We start from the raw sequence: 16,151 nt of genomic DNA on the forward strand, positions 1-16,151 counted from the left end.
TTAAATTGTACCGCAAACCTTTTCGATCAATTCCGCCGGGAACTGCATGGATTGCATGATATGTTCGATCATGCTGCACTTGCGGCCCGTATTGGTATTCGTGATCACCCAGTATGGCGTACCGGGAACATGTTTGGGCTTGGTTTGATTGCCATTTTGCAGCAGCGTCTGCTCGTCACCTGCGAAGTAAACGCGGGTGCGGCCGTGCAGCGACTCTGTCGCTTCAGCAAAGGCATTGTGATCCAGTGAGTAAAGTGTAGACAGCACCAGCATAAAGCGGTTAACCGCCTTTTTCTGCTCGGCATATTCGTCGGACAGCAGCAGTTCACGCATCGCGCGCACTTTGTCTTTTGCCGGCATGACGGCAGGTTTTACCTGTGCAACAACGCTCGGCTGAGACACGACATCTTTAGTGACGGGAGTGGGCTGTGAGGCGGCGGAAATTTTAAGCATGCGCCGTAAAATGTCGGACGCGCTCTCCCCAATATGCCGCGTCTGGCTGGCAATATACTGATAGAGTTCGTCATCAACTTCGATTGTTTTCATCTTAATCCAGTGCGATATCTTATCTGAATACAAGTCGTTGAGATTATAGGTTCAAATCCCAACAGCGGATAGCGTCAAACCAGGTTGGCGGCAAAAGTCAGATTAAACTGGATCCTTGCCCCCGGGCGGCAGAATGGTCAACATGATACCCTAACCTGACAAACCTAAAAAAAGAACTTTGCCATGAAATTGAATACCCGAGCGCAAACTGCACAATCGCCGAACAATAATTCTCCCATCGTACTGGTTCACGGCCTGTTTGGTAGCCTGGATAACCTGGGCGTGCTGGCGCGCGATTTAGTGACCGATCATGAGATCCTTCAGGTTGACATGCGAAATCACGGTCTTTCCGGGCGCTCGGAAACGATGACCTACGCGGCCATGGCGCAGGATCTGCTGGACACCCTCGATGCGAATAATATTCAGAAAGCGACGCTCATCGGGCATTCAATGGGCGGTAAAGCGGTGATGGCGCTCACCGCCCTGGCCCCCGAGCGGATTTCCGGGCTGGTGGTCATTGACGTTGCGCCCGTCAATTACGACGTTCGCCGTCACGATGAGATTTTCGCTGCCATCAACGCCGTGACGGCGTCAGGCGTCTCCACACGCCAGCAGGCGGCTGCCGTTATGCGCGAGCATCTCGATGAAGAAGGCGTGGTGCAGTTTCTGCTGAAATCATTTGTCGACGGACAATGGCGCTTTAACGTTCCGGTCCTGTGGGATCAGTATTCGCATATTGTGGGCTGGGAAACCGTCCCCGCCTGGCCGCGCCCTACCCTCTTCATTCGTGGCGGCAACTCTCCTTACGTTACTGATGCGTACCGTGACGCGCTGCTGGCGCAATTCCCGCAGGCACGCGCTCACGTCATTGCCGGTGCCGGGCACTGGGTACATGCAGAAAAACCTGACGCCGTCCTGCGCGCCATTCGCCGCTATCTCACTGATACCGCGAATTGATTAAAAAGCCAGCGACCGGAAGACGACGGGCTTCCAGTCGTTGGCGTGTGGATTTGGGTGATGTATGATGGCGCGCTTATCGCCCGGGCATTAGCAGGGCGGCGTGTATCCCCCGAAGTCTCAGAATCATGGCCAAAGAACAAACGGACCGTACGACACTAGATCTGTTCGCGAATGAGCGTCGACCGGGACGACCGAAAACGAATCCGCTTTCACGCGATGAACAGCTGCGTATCAATAAACGCAACCAGCTTAAACGCGATAAAAATCGTGGGCTTAAGCGTGTCGAACTGAAGCTGAATGCCGATGCCGTCGATGCGCTTAACGCGTTAGCTGACGCGCGCAACATCAGCCGCAGCGAACTGATCGAAGAGATGCTGATCGCCCAGCTTGAGACGTTACGCGGCAAGGCGTGAGTCAGAAAATCCTCAATATTACCTTTTTCATGTAGCACAGAGTGCAGTCCTGCGTGATAGCTGTTTCCGCAGGGTTGTCTGTTCTGCTATTATTGCCCTTATCCGTGGACAATTTGCGCCACCATACCATTAAGTTTCAAGAGGTTATTTTACTCATGGCAATCATCGGCATTTTCTTTGGCAGTGATACCGGCAATACTGAAAATATCGCAAAAAACATTCAAAAACAGCTCGGTAAAGACGTTGCTGATGTGCATGACATCGCCAAGAGCAGCAAAGAAGATCTCGAGGGCTATGACATCCTGCTGCTGGGCATCCCGACCTGGTACTACGGTGAAGCCCAGTGTGACTGGGACGATTTCTTCCCGACGCTGGAAGAGGTTGACTTCAACGGCAAGCTGGTTGCCCTGTTCGGCTGCGGCGATCAGGAAGATTATGCTGAGTATTTCTGTGATGCGCTGGGCACCATTCGCGACATCATTGAGCCACGCGGCGCGGCGATCGTCGGTCACTGGCCAACGGCGGGTTACCACTTCGAGGCTTCTAAAGGTCTGGCAGATGACGATCACTTCGTTGGCCTGGCCATTGACGAAGACCGCCAGCCAGAGCTGACCGCTGAGCGCGTAGAAAAATGGGTTAAGCAGGTTCGCGAAGAGCTGAACCTGGACGATATCCTTAACGCCTGATATCCCTGCGGCGCAACTCCGGTTGCGCCCGTTTTCCAGGTAAAACCGATTAAATTAATTGCTACAAACTTTTAACTTTTTCGCTCAGACCTGTACAATATCCCCCTGGTAAAAAGTGGGTGCCATCGAACAAGTTTGTTGGTGATACCACGTTTTTATAAGCATACTTTGCTTGAGACTTGCAGTTTTCATTTAGGCATGGCAGTTCTATAATGAGACGCATTATCCCAAGTGCATTTTCTGTCACTTCTTCTTTTGAAGTGAATCGTTTAGCAACAGGACAGATTCCGCATGACTGACAACAATACCGCATTAAAGAAAGCTGGCCTGAAAGTAACGCTTCCTCGGTTAAAAATCCTTGAAGTGCTTCAGGGGCCAGACAATCACCATGTCAGTGCGGAAGACCTTTACAAGCGTCTTATCGATATGGGTGAAGAGATTGGGCTGGCAACCGTCTATCGTGTGCTGAACCAGTTTGACGACGCGGGCATTGTTACTCGTCATAATTTCGAAGGCGGCAAGTCCGTGTTCGAACTGACTCAGCAGCACCACCACGATCACCTGATCTGCCTCGACTGTGGCAAGGTCATTGAATTTAGCGATGATTCCATTGAATCACGCCAGCGTGAAATCGCCGCCCGTCATGGCATCCGCCTGACTAACCACAGCCTGTACCTGTATGGTCACTGCGCTGAAGGGGATTGCCGCGAAAATGAACATGCGCACGACGCAAAATAAGTGAGTGTTCATACTCTGAGCCAGCCGTGAGGTTGGCTTTTTTTTGCCTGAAAAAAGCCCGGTAAGCGCAGCGCTACCGGGCGTAAAGCAACTTATTTATTGTTATTGCGTATCTCGTTCCAGATCTTATCGCAACGCTTCGCCACTTCCTGATCGTTACCGGTTTTACGCGCCTGAATGCAGGCCTGGTAATCCATCACGCGAACGTTTTCCTGCGTGGCGAATTGCTCATGGGCTTTGTCTTTTTTCAGCACGTTCAGCACGCTTTGACAGGCCTCAATCTTCTCAGGTGAACCCTGTGCGGTATTGATGCACGCGCTGTAGGCCTCTTTCAGACGGGAGTCCTCTTTCGGTGCCTGATCCTGCGCACATGCCACCAGCCCGAATGCCAGCAACGCAACGATTATCCTTTTATTCATCATGTTCAGTCTCCATAACGGCGGGACACCGCCCGCCGCAGCATTCATCAGAAGATGGTAAATGGCGCAATGACCATGAATTTCACGTCACGTTCATCCTGGAAGATGTTGCCGTAGCCGCCCGCGTAGCTCGGGATATCGGAGTGGTTGTCATACTGGGTGAAGTGCAGTTTGAACATCGTGCCTTTCGCACGGCCCTCCTGAAGGGTGTAGATCGCATCCAGGCTGTATGAAGACTCTTTCAGACGGTAGTTTGGATCGTAGTACGCGTCTGGCGTTGCCATATCCCCGGGCTTCGCATCCCAGGCGTACGCATAAGACGCCCCTACTGCCCAGCCGGGCAGGTTCCAGTTTTTCAGGTCATACATTGCGCCGAAGAAGACCGCCTTTTCGCCGTCGGCGTTAAAGTCAGAGCGGTTATCCCACCAGATATCCAGACGACCGTTAGAGGAGGCATAGGTAGGCGTCATACGTTGCAGGAAGTAACCCTGCTGCCCTTCAGCCTTAACCCACGTCCCTTCCAGGCGTAAATCAACCTGGCCGACCTTGTAGCCGAAGGTCAGCGCCTGTAACCATGCGGTACCGTCATAGATATCATTTACGCTGCCATCGCTGACCTTATCGCGCGTGCCGTAGAACTGATAGCTGGTGCTCAGCGGGCTACCTGCGATATCAAATTTATAGCTGGCCTTAGCAAAGTACTGATCGATATAGCCTTCAGCCTGACCGAACGCCGCTTCCAGCACCAAATCGTTTTTAAAGTCATACTTCGCGCCAAGAGAGTGGAGATACTCAACTTTGGTTTTTTTATCGTTCTGGTAGAACTTGTCCATCTCAATGTGCCACGGCGCTTTGTACTCGTTGGTCCACATATAGGAGAAGCTCAACGCCCCCGCATCGCCGTAGTCAAAATTAGCGCCGGCTTCCGCCCCCTGATAGGTACCTGGCATAAAGCTCCAGTGCGGCGCTAACAGCGTTTGTCCTGTTGGCTGGATATACCCCCCGCGCGCCCAGACCGGACCATATTTGAATTTTGCCGCCGCTTTATAAAGGCTGATACCGCTTTTATCGCCGGACCAGTCTTCGTCGTAGGCTTTGTTGCTGGAGGAGAATGCAATTTCGTTCGGGTGACCGCTGTCGCCATTTTCGGCCATTTCAATTGCGGTGAAAGCAGCAATATCAATCCCGAACATATCGGCGGCATATCCCGACTGGAAATCCAGGTTGGCGTTCCAGGTCGAGTGAGAAAGGTTGGTTTTGTATTTATTTTCAGTGACGTCTTTACGGTCACGCTCACGCTGCCAGTAATAAATACCGCCCGTGAGGGTGGAATCTTCAATGAAGCCTGCTGCTTTAGCCTCTGGCGCAATCACCAGGCCTGACATTGCTGTCACACCGGCGATAGCCAGCGCCAGCGCACTACGTTTGCCACTGAACGTACGCATAGATTATTCCTCTTTGACGAATTAAAACGCCTTAAACGGCGAAAAACAGAAAAGACCAAAAGGTCAGGGGTAGTCAGAAATACCCTCGAATTAACTACCGTCTTTAGGTTATTTTTCGCGACGCGAATTATCAATGCTTTTAATCAGGCAAAAGTCAGGATTATGACGAAGAGCACATATTTCGTAGTGCTTTGTAACAATTAGCAGGAGCCGAGTGCTGGCGGGGAACCGGTGGATTTTCAGCAAGTAACGCCATTACTATTTATCTATTTTTATCCCTTTTCGTTTTTCGTAAATAAACAAACTTTTTTTAGAAAAATAAGTAGCACCTCATTGACCCGTTCTGCTGGCTTATAATAATTTCGCCTGCGCTTAACGATATGATCATTAAATAAAAAAACGCCGCATTACGCGGCGTTTGTTTCTCATTGACCAGAGCAGCGTTATTATTCGCCGATCTTAGTCCAGGTATCACGCAGACCCACGGTACGATTAAATACTGGTTTTTCTGCCGTGCTGTAGCGGCTGTCCAGGCAGAAGTAACCTTCACGCTCAAACTGGAACGCCTTGCCGGCCTCAGCGGCCTTCAGGGACGGCTCAGCATAGCCTTGCTTAATGACCAGCGATTCCGGGTTGATGGTTGCGAGGAAGTCTTCCGCCGCACCTGGATTCGGCACGCTGAACAGGCGATCGTACAGGCGGATCTCAACCGGCAGCGCGTGCTGGGCGCTCACCCAGTGGATTACGCCTTTCACTTTACGGCCATCCGCCGGATCTTTGCTCAGCGTCTCTGCGTCGTACGTACAGAAGATGGTCGTGATGTTACCTTCCGCATCTTTTTCTACGCGCTCGGCTTTGATGACATAGGCGTTACGCAGACGCACTTCTTTACCCATCACCAGACGCTTGTACTGCTTGTTCGCTTCTTCACGGAAGTCAGCACGATCGATCCAGATTTCACCGCTGAACGGCACGTCGCGGGTGCCCATTTCCGGTTTGTTCGGATGGTTAGGCATAGAGACCAGCTCGCTTTCGCCCTGCGGATAGTTTTCGATAACCAGCTTAACCGGGTCGATCACCGCCATCGCGCGCGGCGCGTTTTCGTTCAGATCTTCACGGATGCAGGATTCCAGTGAGGCCATCTCAATGGTGTTGTCCTGCTTGGTGACGCCGATACGTTTGCAGAACTCACGAATGGACGCGGAGGTGTAGCCACGACGACGCAGGCCAGAAATGGTCGGCATGCGCGGGTCGTCCCAGCCTTCAACGTGCTTGTCGGTGACCAGCAGGTTAAGCTTACGCTTGGACATCACGGTGTATTCCAGGTTCAGACGAGAGAATTCGTACTGACGCGGATGCACGGGAATGGTGATGTTATCCAGCACCCAGTCGTACAGACGACGGTTGTCCTGGAACTCCAGCGTACACAGCGAGTGCGTAATACCTTCCAGCGCATCGCTGATGCAGTGGGTGAAGTCGTACATCGGGTAGATGCACCACTTGTTACCGGTCTGGTGGTGTTCAGCGAACTTAATGCGGTACAGCACCGGGTCGCGCATCACGATGAACGGAGATGCCATATCGATTTTGGCACGCAGGCACGCTTTGCCTTCTTCGAAGCCGCCGGCACGCATTTTTTCAAACAGCGCCAGGTTCTCTTCCACGCTGCGATCGCGGAACGGGCTGTTTTTGCCGGGCTGAGTCAGCGTACCGCGGTATTCACGGATTTCGTCAGCAGACAGCTCGTCAACGTAAGCCAGACCTTTGTTGATCAGTTCAACCGCATAGGCATACAGCTGATCGAAATAGTCTGAGGAGTAGCAGATATCGCCAGACCAGTTGAAGCCCAGCCATTGCACGTCGTTTTTAATCGACTCAACGTATTCGATGTCTTCTTTAACCGGGTTGGTGTCATCGAAACGCAGGTTGCACTGCCCCTGGTAGTCTTGCGCGATACCAAAGTTCAGGCAGATCGATTTAGCGTGACCAATGTGCAGGTAGCCGTTTGGCTCCGGCGGGAAACGCGTGTGCACCGTGGTGTGCTTACCACTGGCCAGATCTTCATCGATGATCTGACGAATAAAGTTACTCGGGCGGGCTTCTGCCTCACTCATCGTGGATTCCTCAAAGCGTAAACAACGTATAACGGCATATGATCTTATAAGCCGGACGTAGTGACAACCCTTAAAACGTTCCAGAAGAAAATAATGGGGGCATTTGCTGCAAAAAAAAGCGGCGGAGGATTTCCCCCCGCCGCTAAAGGCATAACTCTACTCAGGAGCGATTACTTGCCTTTAATCTCATACAGTGGTGTCTGGCCCGCAACTACCTGACCCTGCGCCTGGAGTACCAGACCGCTGAAGTCGTCGATGTTGCTGCACACCACAGGGCTTATCATGGAGCGCGCGTTGGCGTTCAGGAAGTCCAGATCCATTTCCAGGATCGGCTGACCTGCCACCACTTCGGCACCCTCTTCCACCAGGCGAGTAAAGCCCTGACCGTTCAGCGCAACGGTATCGATACCCATATGGACAACGATCTCCGCGCCTTTCTCAGTTTCCAGGCAGAACGCGTGGTTGGTGTTGAAGATTTTCACGATGGTGCCGGCTGCCGGAGAGACCACGGTTTTATCCGTTGGCTTCACGGCCACGCCGTCGCCTACGGCTTTGCTGGCGAACGCTTCGTCAGGCACCTGCTCAAGCGCAACCACGTCACCCGTCACCGGAGAAACCAGCGCAGCGATGGTCACCGCATTTGGCACAGCCTGCGGCTTCGCAGCCGGAGCGTCGGCCACTGGCGCGCTGTCCGCTGAGGCGGCAGCAACCGGGCCACGGGCAACCACTTTTTTCATTTCATCGCCGATAGATTCGGCTTTCGCACCCACGATAACCTGGATGGTTTGTTTGTTCAGCTTCACCACGCCAGATGCGCCCAGGCGTTTACACATTGCATCGCTCACGCGCGCAGAGTCGCCCACGGTCAGACGCAGACGGGTAATACAGGCATCAATCGCTTTCAGGTTATCGGTACCGCCTACAGCGGCAATGTAGCTGGTTGCCAGCTGGGTTAAACCTTCTTCGGTATTACTGTTGGCTTCACTGGTCACCACATCTTCTTTCGTGTCTTCGCGGCCCGGCGTTTTCAGGTTAAACATGCGAATAACCGCGCTGAACAGAACGAAGTAGATAACGAAGAAGATCAGGCCCATCACCACCAGCATCCAGACGTTGCTGCTTGCCGCCGGCAGGTTGTACATCAGCACGTAGTCGATGGCGCCTGCGGAGAAGGAGAAGCCAGCATGGATGCCCAGAAGGGTAGCAACGAACAGGCTGATGCCGGTCAGGATGGCGTGCATGAGGTACAGCAGCGGCGCCAGGAACATGAACAGGAATTCCAGCGGCTCGGTCACGCCGGTCAGGAAAGCCGTTACTGCAACGGACAGCAGCATACCGCCCACCATCGGGCGACGCGCTTTTGGCGCAGCCAGGTACATTGCCAGCGCAGCGCCAGGCAGACCAAACATCATGATTGGGAAGAAGCCGGACATGAACATGCCTGCGGTGCCATCGCCTGCGTAGAAGCGGTTGATATCACCGTGGAATACCGCGCCGGCCGCGTTGGTGAACTCACCAATCTGGAACCAGGCGATGGTGTTCAGTACCTGATGCAGACCGGTTGGGATCAGCAGACGGTTAATGAAACCGAAGATGCCCGCACCCATTGCGCCCGCAGAGACGATCCACTCGCCGCCCGCATGGATAGCGTGCTGCACCGGTGGCCAGACGTAGCCAAAGATGGCTGCCAGGATCAGACAGAAAAAGCCCGTCGCAATCGGCACAAAACGTTTACCGCCGAAGAAGCTCAGGAAGTCAGGCAGTTTGATACCTGCCCAGCGGTTGTACACGGCGCCACCGACCAGACCGGTAATGATACCCGCCAGTACACCCATGTTGATTTCCGGGTTGATGGTTACCATCGCTTTCGTGAGGATGAAGTAACCTACCGCCCCTGCCAGTGCCGCAGCACCGGCGCTGTCTTTTGACCAGCTTGACGCCACGCCGATGGCGAAGATCAGCGCAAGGTTGTCAAAAATAGCGCCGCCTGCCTGGGCAATAAACGGCACGTTAAGAAGATCGGGTTGCCCGAATCGCAGCAGCAACGCTGCAACCGGTAGCACGGCGATAGGGAGCTGCAAAGCCCTACCGAGGCGCTGGAAAAAACCTAAAATATTCATCCTATTCCCCCTACGAGACCCATTGTTAAGACTCGCGCATAAACTATGTTTTTATTGTGTCACGAACGATAGATACAGTTGATGATTCACTGGCAGTGTGAGTGTGTGAAAAATTAATTCGTATCGCAAATTAAACACCTATTTTTTGTGATTATTGTCACCAAATATCGTATTAAACCCTCCCTTTCACTGGCTAACGACGAAAACTTATTTTATCATTCAAAAAATCAAGACGGATTGATCCGGCCTGAAAGGTTCCAGGTTACGCTTAGTTCAGGTTGCACTAATCATCCGCCCACTTTTACTTAAACTTTAGAGGTGAATAATGAGACTGATTCCCCTGGCAACAGCTGAACAAGTCGGAAAATGGGCTGCTCGTCATATCGTTAACCGCATCAACGCGTTCAAACCAACAGCCGATCGTCCTTTCGTTCTCGGTCTTCCAACCGGCGGCACGCCACTGACCGCGTATAAAGCGCTGGTTGAAATGCATAAAGCGGGCCAGGTTAGCTTCAAGCACGTTGTGACCTTCAACATGGACGAATATGTCGGCCTGCCAAAGGAACATCCGGAAAGTTACCACAGCTTTATGCACCGTAATTTCTTCGATCACGTTGATATTCCGGCTGAAAATATTAACCTGCTGAATGGAAACGCGCCTGATATTGACGCAGAATGCCGTCAGTATGAAGAAAAAATCCGTTCCTACGGTAAAATCCACCTGTTTATGGGCGGCGTGGGCAACGATGGCCACATCGCGTTCAACGAACCGGCATCTTCACTGGCTTCCCGCACCCGTATTAAAACGCTGACTCATGACACGCGTGTGGCTAACTCCCGCTTCTTTGATGGCGATGTCAATCAGGTGCCTAAATACGCGCTGACCGTGGGCGTGGGTACGCTGCTGGATGCTGAAGAAGTGATGATTCTGGTGCTGGGTGCCGTGAAAGCGCAAGCGCTTCAGGCTGCCGTTGAAGGTAACGTGAACCATATGTGGACTATCAGCTGCTTGCAGCTGCATCCAAAAGCGGTTGTCGTGTGTGACGAACCGTCCACCATGGAACTGAAAGTGAAAACGCTGAAATACTTCAACGAGTTAGAAGCTGAGAACATCAAAGGTCTGTAATTGAATAACCGCCTCTTCTGTCAGAGGCGGTCGCTTTTTTTAACCGGGGGTCGATATGTACGCTTTAACCCACGGTCGGATTTATACCGGCCATGAAATTCTGGATGACCATGCGATTGTTATCGCCAATGGCCTGATTGAACGTGTTTGCCCGCTGGCGGAACTGCCGCCGGAGATCGAACAGCGCTCACTCAATGGAGCTGTAATCTCCCCCGGTTTCATCGACGTACAGCTTAACGGCTGCGGCGGTGTCCAGTTTAACGATACCGCAGAAGCGGTGACGGTTGAAACGCTGGAAATCATGCAGAAAGCCAACGAGAAATCGGGCTGCACCAGCTATCTGCCGACGCTTATCACCAGCAGCGATGACCTGATGAAACAGGGTATCCGCGTTATGCGCGAGTATCTGGCCAAACACCCGAACCAGGCGCTGGGTCTGCACCTGGAAGGACCGTGGCTGAACATGGTCAAAAAAGGCACCCATAACCCGAACTACGTGCGCAAGCCGGATGCCGAGCTGGTTGACTACATGTGCGCCAATGCCGACGTGATCGCTAAAGTGACGCTGGCGCCGGAAATGACCGGCACGGATGTTATCAGCAAACTGGCCGCTGCCGGGATTGTGGTGTCAGCCGGTCATTCGAACGCAACGCTGAAAGAGGCGAAAGCCGGCTTCCGCGCAGGCATTACCTTTGCCACACACCTTTATAACGCGATGCCGTATATTACTGGCCGCGAACCCGGGCTGGTCGGCGCTATTCTGGATGAACCAGACGTCTACTGCGGCATTATCGCCGACGGCTTGCATGTGGATTACACCAACATCCGCAACGCCAAGCGTCTCAAGGGCGACAAGCTCTGCCTGGTAACGGATGCTACCGCTCCGGCAGGGGCAAATATTGACCAGTTCATTTTTGCTGGTAAAACAATATACTACCGGAATGGACTGTGTGTGGATGAGAACGGCACGCTGAGCGGTTCTTCTCTGACGATGATCGAAGGGGTGCGTAACCTCGTTGAACATTGCGGCATTGCGCTTGAGGAAGTGCTGCGCATGGCCACGCTGTATCCGGCGCGCGCCATTGGCGTAGATAAACAGCTCGGGGGTATTGCGCCAGGTATGGTTGCAAACCTGACGGCGTTCACACACGATTATAAAATTATTAAGACCATCGTTAATGGTAACGAGGTCGTCACTGAGTAAGTAAAAGTATGACACCAGGCGGACAAGCTCAAATCGGTAATGTCGATCTCGTTAAACAACTTAACAGCGCGGCAGTTTATCGCCTGATTGACCAGCACGGGCCGATCTCACGCATTCAGATAGCCGAACAAAGCCAGCTTGCTCCCGCCAGCGTGACAAAAATCACGCGTCAGCTCATTGAGCGCGGCCTGATCAAAGAAGTGGATCAGCAGGCCTCCACCGGAGGCCGTCGCGCGATTTCCATTGTCACTGAAACCCGCAATTTTCAGGCGATTGGCGTCCGCTTAGGCCGTCATGACACCACGCTTACGCTCTACGATCTGAGCAGCAAAGCGATTGCCGAAGAGCACTACCCGCTGCCCGAGCGCACGCAGGAAACGCTCGAACACGCCTTACTGAATACCATCGCGCACTTTATTGAAAGCTGTCAGCGCAAGATCCGCGAGCTGATTGCCATTTCGGTCATTCTGCCCGGCCTGGTCGACCCGGAGAGCGGCGTTATTCGCTACATGCCGCATATTAACGTGGAGAACTGGGGTCTGGTTGAAGCGCTGGAAAAGCGCTTTAAGCTAACCTGTTTTGTCGGGCACGATATTCGCTCCCTGGCGCTGGCGGAGCACTACTTTGGTGCGAGCCAGGACTGCGAAGACTCTATTCTGGTGCGCGTACACCGCGGTACGGGCGCAGGCATTATCTCCAATGGCCGTATTTTTATTGGTCGTAACGGCAACGTGGGCGAGATTGGTCATATCCAGGTTGAACCGCTTGGCGAACGCTGCCACTGCGGTAACTTTGGCTGTCTTGAAACCGTTGCCGCGAATGCCGCCATTGAACATCGCGTTCGCCATCTGCTGGAGCAGGGTTACCAGAGCCGCGTCACGCTGGACGATTGTAAGATCGGCGCCATCTGCAAGGCGGCAAATAAAGGCGATGCGCTGGCCTGCGAAGTGATCGAACAGGTAGGACGGCACCTGGGTAAAACCATCGCCATTGCCATCAACCTGTTTAATCCGCAAAAAGTGGTGATTGCCGGGGAGATCGTGGAAGCCGAAAAAGTGTTACTGCCTGCCATTGAGGGCTGCATCAATACCCAGGCGCTGAAGGCATTTCGCCAGAACCTGCCGGTAGTGCGCTCTACGCTGGATCACCGCTCGGCAATTGGCGCATTCGCCCTGGTAAAACGTGCCATGCTCAACGGGATCCTGCTGCAACATTTGCTGGAATCCTGATCGGACCTTATAGTAACGCCTTCTTTTTTTGATGTCGGATTGTCCATGACCATTAAGAATGTAATTTGTGATATCGACGGCGTGCTGATGCACGACAACGTTGCCGTGCCGGGTGCTGCGGAGTTTCTTCACCGCATCATCGACAAAGGAATGCCACTGGTTCTTCTCACGAACTACCCTTCACAGACTGGTCAGGATCTGGCAAACCGCTTTGCGACTGCGGGCGTTAATGTCCCGGACAGCGTATTTTATACCTCCGCTATGGCAACGGCAGATTTCCTGAAGCGTCAGGAAGGCAAGAAAGCCTACGTGGTCGGCGAAGGCGCGCTGATCCACGAGCTGTATAAAGCGGGCTTTACCATCACCGACGTGAACCCGGACTTTGTTATCGTGGGTGAAACGCGCTCCTTTAACTGGGAGATGATGCATAAAGCAGCCTACTTTGTCGCCAACGGTGCGCGTTTTATCGCCACCAACCCGGATACGCACGGTCGTGGTTTTTATCCCGCCTGCGGTGCGCTGTGCGCCGGTATCGAAAAAATCTCTGGCCGTAAGCCGTTTGTTGTCGGCAAACCAAGCCCGTGGATCATTCGCGCCGCGCTGAATACGATGCAGGCACACTCGGAAGATACCGTCATTGTTGGCGACAACCTGCGCACCGATATTCTGGCCGGTTTCCAGGCGGGGCTTGAAACCATTCTGGTGCTTTCTGGCGTCTCGCAGCTTGATGACATTGATACGATGCCCTTCCGGCCAAGCTGGATTTACCCCTCTGTCGACGAAATCGACGTTATTTGATTCAGAACCACGCCCCAGGGCGTGGTTTTTCATTTCTGGCGTCGTAAAACATACCGTCATCTAACAAAACCCGCCTTTTACTGAACAATCATCAATAAAATCGCCTTCGGCATGCTCTATTTTTAAGATTCGGCAATCGTCGTTGCACTATTTACGTTTTCACCCGTAAAACGCTTGCGCGCCCTCCCCCTTTTGCGGCATTTTCATAAGCAAGCAACATCACAATGCAACAGGGTTAACGGAGAAGGTTATGTGTTCTATTTTTGGCGTACTGGATATTAAAACTGACGCGGGCGAACTGCGTAAAAAAGCACTCGAATTGTCCCGCCTGATGCGCCATCGCGGTCCGGACTGGTCAGGCGTTTACGCCAGCGATAAAGCGATTCTGGCTCACGAACGTCTCTCCATTGTTGACGTCAACGCCGGTGCACAGCCGCTGTATAACGAGAAAAAAACGCACGCGCTGGCTGTTAACGGTGAAATTTACAACCATCAGGCGCTGCGCGCCGAGTACGGCGACCGCTACGCCTTTCAGACCGGTTCTGACTGTGAAGTGATCCTGGCGCTGTATCAGGAGAAAGGCCCGGAGTTCCTCGACGAGCTGCAAGGCATGTTTGCCTTCGCGCTGTACGACAGCGAAAAAGACGCTTACCTGATTGGCCGTGACCATATCGGTATTATCCCGCTGTACATGGGGCACGATGAACACGGCAACTTCTACGTTGCTTCAGAGATGAAAGCGCTGGTACCGGTTTGTCGCACCATTAAAGAGTTCCCGGCGGGCAGCTACCTGTGGAGTAAAGACGGCGAGATCCGCCCTTATTACCAGCGCGACTGGTTTGACTATGACGCGGTGAAAGACAACGTGACGGATAAAGCCGAACTGCGTCAGGCGCTGGAAGAGTCCGTGAAGAGCCACCTGATGTCTGACGTGCCGTACGGCGTTCTGCTCTCCGGCGGCCTGGACTCCTCCGTGATCTCCGCGATCACCAAAAAATTCGCCGCCCGTCGCGTGGAAGATCAGGAGCGTTCCGAAGCCTGGTGGCCGCAGCTGCACTCCTTTGCCGTGGGTCTGGAAGGGGCACCTGACCTGAAGGCTGCCCAGGAAGTGGCGAACCATCTGGGCACCGTGCACCACGAAATTCACTTCACCGTGCAGGAAGGCCTGGACGCGATCCGCGACGTGATCTATCACATTGAAACCTATGATGTGACCACCATTCGCGCCTCCACGCCGATGTACCTGATGTCGCGTAAGATCAAGGCGATGGGCATCAAGATGGTGCTCTCCGGTGAAGGTTCTGACGAAGTGTTTGGCGGTTACCTCTATTTCCATAAAGCGCCGAACGCCAAAGAGCTGCATGAAGAGACGGTGCGTAAGCTACAGGCGCTGCACATGTTTGACTGCGCGCGCGCCAACAAGGCCATGTCCGCCTGGGGCGTGGAAGCCCGCGTGCCGTTCCTCGATAAGAAATTTCTCGACGTGGCAATGCGCATCAACCCGCAGGATAAAATGTGCGGCAACGGCAAAATGGAAAAACATATCCTGCGCGAATGTTTTGAATCCTACCTGCCGGCGAGCGTGGCGTGGCGTCAGAAAGAGCAGTTCTCGGATGGCGTAGGCTACAGCTGGATCGACACCCTGAAAGAGGTGGCGGCGAAGCAGGTTTCTGACCAACAGCTGGAAACCGCGAGCTTCCGCTTCCCGTACAACACGCCGGGTTCGAAAGAGGCGTATCTGTACCGTGAGATCTTTGAAGAACTGTTCCCGGTTCCAAGCGCAGCCGAGTGCGTACCGGGGGGGCCATCGGTCGCCTGCTCGTCTGCCAAAGCCATTGAATGGGATGAATCTTTCAAAGCCATGAACGATCCATCAGGACGTGCGGTAGGCGTTCACCAGTCTGCTTATAAATAATGTCCAGACCATAATCAGGCCCTCCGGGGCCTGAATTTTTTGCCTCTCTTTTCCCCGCATAAAAACGATTAATAACCAATAATTGTCGAATATTCGGCCTCGCTGTTCGCAACCTAACCAAACAGTCACATTCCGGCTATTTTCATTGAAAAAGGTGTTGACGCTGCAAGGGTCTATACGCATAATGCGCCCCGCAACGCCGATAAGGTAACGCGAAAAAAAGATGGCTACGTAGCTCAGTTGGTTAGAGCACATCACTCATAATGATGGGGTCACAGGTTCGAATCCCGTCGTAGCCACCATATTTTTTGCGGGAGTGGCGAAATTGGTAGACGCACCAGATTTAGGTTCTGGCGCCGCAAGGTGTGCGAGTTCAAGTCTCGCCTCCCGCACCATTCCCAGGTAAGCGTTGCACGGATGGGGTATCGCCAAGCGGTA

General features: G+C 53.2%; 14 protein-coding genes and 2 tRNA genes. 11 read left to right on the forward strand and 5 right to left on the reverse strand.

From position 1 onward, the window contains the following. Positions 1 to 546: a replication initiation negative regulator SeqA gene (gene seqA / locus IM267_RS06330; protein WP_063449359.1), complete on the reverse strand. Its 546-nt coding sequence runs from the start codon at positions 544 to 546 to the stop codon at positions 1 to 3. A gap of 183 nt (positions 547 to 729) precedes the next feature. Between seqA and ybfF the strand changes: the two genes are divergently transcribed. From ybfF to fur, 4 genes are all read left to right on the forward strand, one after another. Continuing rightward, the gene (gene ybfF, locus IM267_RS06335) at positions 730 to 1,503 is read left to right on the forward strand and encodes an esterase (protein WP_193033025.1); all 774 of its coding nucleotides are present in this window, start codon (positions 730 to 732) and stop codon (positions 1,501 to 1,503) included. A gap of 128 nt (positions 1,504 to 1,631) precedes the next feature. Next, positions 1,632 to 1,919 (forward strand): LexA regulated protein, encoded by a 288-nt coding sequence (ybfE, locus tag IM267_RS06340; protein ID WP_063866095.1) that lies wholly within the window; start codon positions 1,632 to 1,634, stop codon positions 1,917 to 1,919. 155 nt (positions 1,920 to 2,074) lie between these two features. After that, positions 2,075 to 2,605 carry a flavodoxin FldA gene (gene fldA, locus IM267_RS06345; protein WP_003858653.1) on the forward strand — a complete coding sequence of 177 codons (531 nt, stop codon included), beginning with the start codon at positions 2,075 to 2,077 and terminating at the stop codon, positions 2,603 to 2,605. Positions 2,606 to 2,896: 291 nt separating this feature from the next. Further along, positions 2,897 to 3,343: a ferric iron uptake transcriptional regulator gene (fur, locus tag IM267_RS06350; protein WP_003858655.1), complete on the forward strand. Its 447-nt coding sequence runs from the start codon at positions 2,897 to 2,899 to the stop codon at positions 3,341 to 3,343. A 92-nt stretch (positions 3,344 to 3,435) separates the two neighbouring features. Here the strand turns inward: fur and chiQ are convergent, their stop codons facing one another. From chiQ to nagE, 4 genes are all read right to left on the reverse strand, one after another. After that, positions 3,436 to 3,762 (reverse strand): ChiQ/YbfN family lipoprotein, encoded by a 327-nt coding sequence (gene chiQ / locus IM267_RS06355; protein WP_193033028.1) that lies wholly within the window; start codon positions 3,760 to 3,762, stop codon positions 3,436 to 3,438. A gap of 47 nt (positions 3,763 to 3,809) precedes the next feature. Then, entirely contained in the window at positions 3,810 to 5,207 is a 1,398-nt protein-coding gene (gene chiP, locus IM267_RS06360; RefSeq protein WP_107534927.1) for a chitoporin, read from the reverse strand. 446 nt (positions 5,208 to 5,653) lie between these two features. Continuing rightward, positions 5,654 to 7,321, reverse strand: a complete 1,668-nt coding sequence (gene glnS / locus IM267_RS06365; protein WP_063866092.1) for a glutamine--tRNA ligase — start codon at positions 7,319 to 7,321, stop codon at positions 5,654 to 5,656. Positions 7,322 to 7,491: 170 nt separating this feature from the next. Then, positions 7,492 to 9,441, reverse strand: a complete 1,950-nt coding sequence (nagE, locus tag IM267_RS06370; protein WP_107534926.1) for a PTS N-acetyl glucosamine transporter subunit IIABC — start codon at positions 9,439 to 9,441, stop codon at positions 7,492 to 7,494. Positions 9,442 to 9,766: 325 nt separating this feature from the next. Here nagE and nagB point away from each other — a divergent pair, with 325 nt between their 5' ends. From nagB to IM267_RS06405, 7 genes are all read left to right on the forward strand, one after another. Beyond that, complete coding sequence (nagB, locus tag IM267_RS06375; protein WP_003858663.1) at positions 9,767 to 10,567, forward strand: glucosamine-6-phosphate deaminase; 801 nt, start codon at positions 9,767 to 9,769, stop codon at positions 10,565 to 10,567. Positions 10,568 to 10,622: 55 nt separating this feature from the next. Next, entirely contained in the window at positions 10,623 to 11,771 is a 1,149-nt protein-coding gene (gene nagA, locus IM267_RS06380) for an N-acetylglucosamine-6-phosphate deacetylase (protein WP_063449365.1), read from the forward strand. An 8-nt stretch (positions 11,772 to 11,779) separates the two neighbouring features. Then, positions 11,780 to 13,000 carry an N-acetylglucosamine repressor gene (locus tag IM267_RS06385; RefSeq protein ID WP_102750595.1) on the forward strand — a complete coding sequence of 407 codons (1,221 nt, stop codon included), beginning with the start codon at positions 11,780 to 11,782 and terminating at the stop codon, positions 12,998 to 13,000. A gap of 45 nt (positions 13,001 to 13,045) precedes the next feature. Beyond that, complete coding sequence (gene nagD / locus IM267_RS06390) at positions 13,046 to 13,798, forward strand: ribonucleotide monophosphatase NagD (protein ID WP_063449367.1); 753 nt, start codon at positions 13,046 to 13,048, stop codon at positions 13,796 to 13,798. A gap of 250 nt (positions 13,799 to 14,048) precedes the next feature. Beyond that, positions 14,049 to 15,713, forward strand: a complete 1,665-nt coding sequence (gene asnB / locus IM267_RS06395) for an asparagine synthase B (protein ID WP_063449368.1) — start codon at positions 14,049 to 14,051, stop codon at positions 15,711 to 15,713. Positions 15,714 to 15,938: 225 nt separating this feature from the next. Continuing rightward, positions 15,939 to 16,015 (forward strand) — tRNA-Met (locus IM267_RS06400). A gap of 8 nt (positions 16,016 to 16,023) precedes the next feature. After that, positions 16,024 to 16,108, forward strand: a tRNA-Leu gene (locus IM267_RS06405). Positions 16,109 to 16,151 lie beyond the last annotated feature (43 nt).

This window comes from Enterobacter cloacae complex sp. P15RS (genome assembly GCF_014895905.1).
Taxonomy (GTDB): Bacteria; Pseudomonadota; Gammaproteobacteria; order Enterobacterales; family Enterobacteriaceae; genus Enterobacter; species Enterobacter quasihormaechei.

Excerpts from the sequence above, each read along its gene's own strand:
- seqA (WP_063449359.1), bottom strand. The coding sequence starts at position 546 with ATGAAAACAATCGAAGTTGATGACGAACTCTATCAGTATATTGCCAGC.
- ybfF (WP_193033025.1), top strand. The coding sequence starts at position 730 with ATGAAATTGAATACCCGAGCGCAAACTGCACAATCGCCGAACAATAAT.
- ybfE (WP_063866095.1), top strand. The coding sequence starts at position 1,632 with ATGGCCAAAGAACAAACGGACCGTACGACACTAGATCTGTTCGCGAAT.
- fldA (WP_003858653.1), top strand. The coding sequence starts at position 2,075 with ATGGCAATCATCGGCATTTTCTTTGGCAGTGATACCGGCAATACTGAA.
- fur (WP_003858655.1), top strand. The coding sequence starts at position 2,897 with ATGACTGACAACAATACCGCATTAAAGAAAGCTGGCCTGAAAGTAACG.
- chiQ (WP_193033028.1), bottom strand. The coding sequence starts at position 3,762 with ATGAATAAAAGGATAATCGTTGCGTTGCTGGCATTCGGGCTGGTGGCA.
- chiP (WP_107534927.1), bottom strand. The coding sequence starts at position 5,207 with ATGCGTACGTTCAGTGGCAAACGTAGTGCGCTGGCGCTGGCTATCGCC.
- glnS (WP_063866092.1), bottom strand. The coding sequence starts at position 7,321 with ATGAGTGAGGCAGAAGCCCGCCCGAGTAACTTTATTCGTCAGATCATC.
- nagE (WP_107534926.1), bottom strand. The coding sequence starts at position 9,441 with ATGAATATTTTAGGTTTTTTCCAGCGCCTCGGTAGGGCTTTGCAGCTC.
- nagB (WP_003858663.1), top strand. The coding sequence starts at position 9,767 with ATGAGACTGATTCCCCTGGCAACAGCTGAACAAGTCGGAAAATGGGCT.
- nagA (WP_063449365.1), top strand. The coding sequence starts at position 10,623 with ATGTACGCTTTAACCCACGGTCGGATTTATACCGGCCATGAAATTCTG.
- IM267_RS06385 (WP_102750595.1), top strand. The coding sequence starts at position 11,780 with ATGACACCAGGCGGACAAGCTCAAATCGGTAATGTCGATCTCGTTAAA.
- nagD (WP_063449367.1), top strand. The coding sequence starts at position 13,046 with ATGACCATTAAGAATGTAATTTGTGATATCGACGGCGTGCTGATGCAC.
- asnB (WP_063449368.1), top strand. The coding sequence starts at position 14,049 with ATGTGTTCTATTTTTGGCGTACTGGATATTAAAACTGACGCGGGCGAA.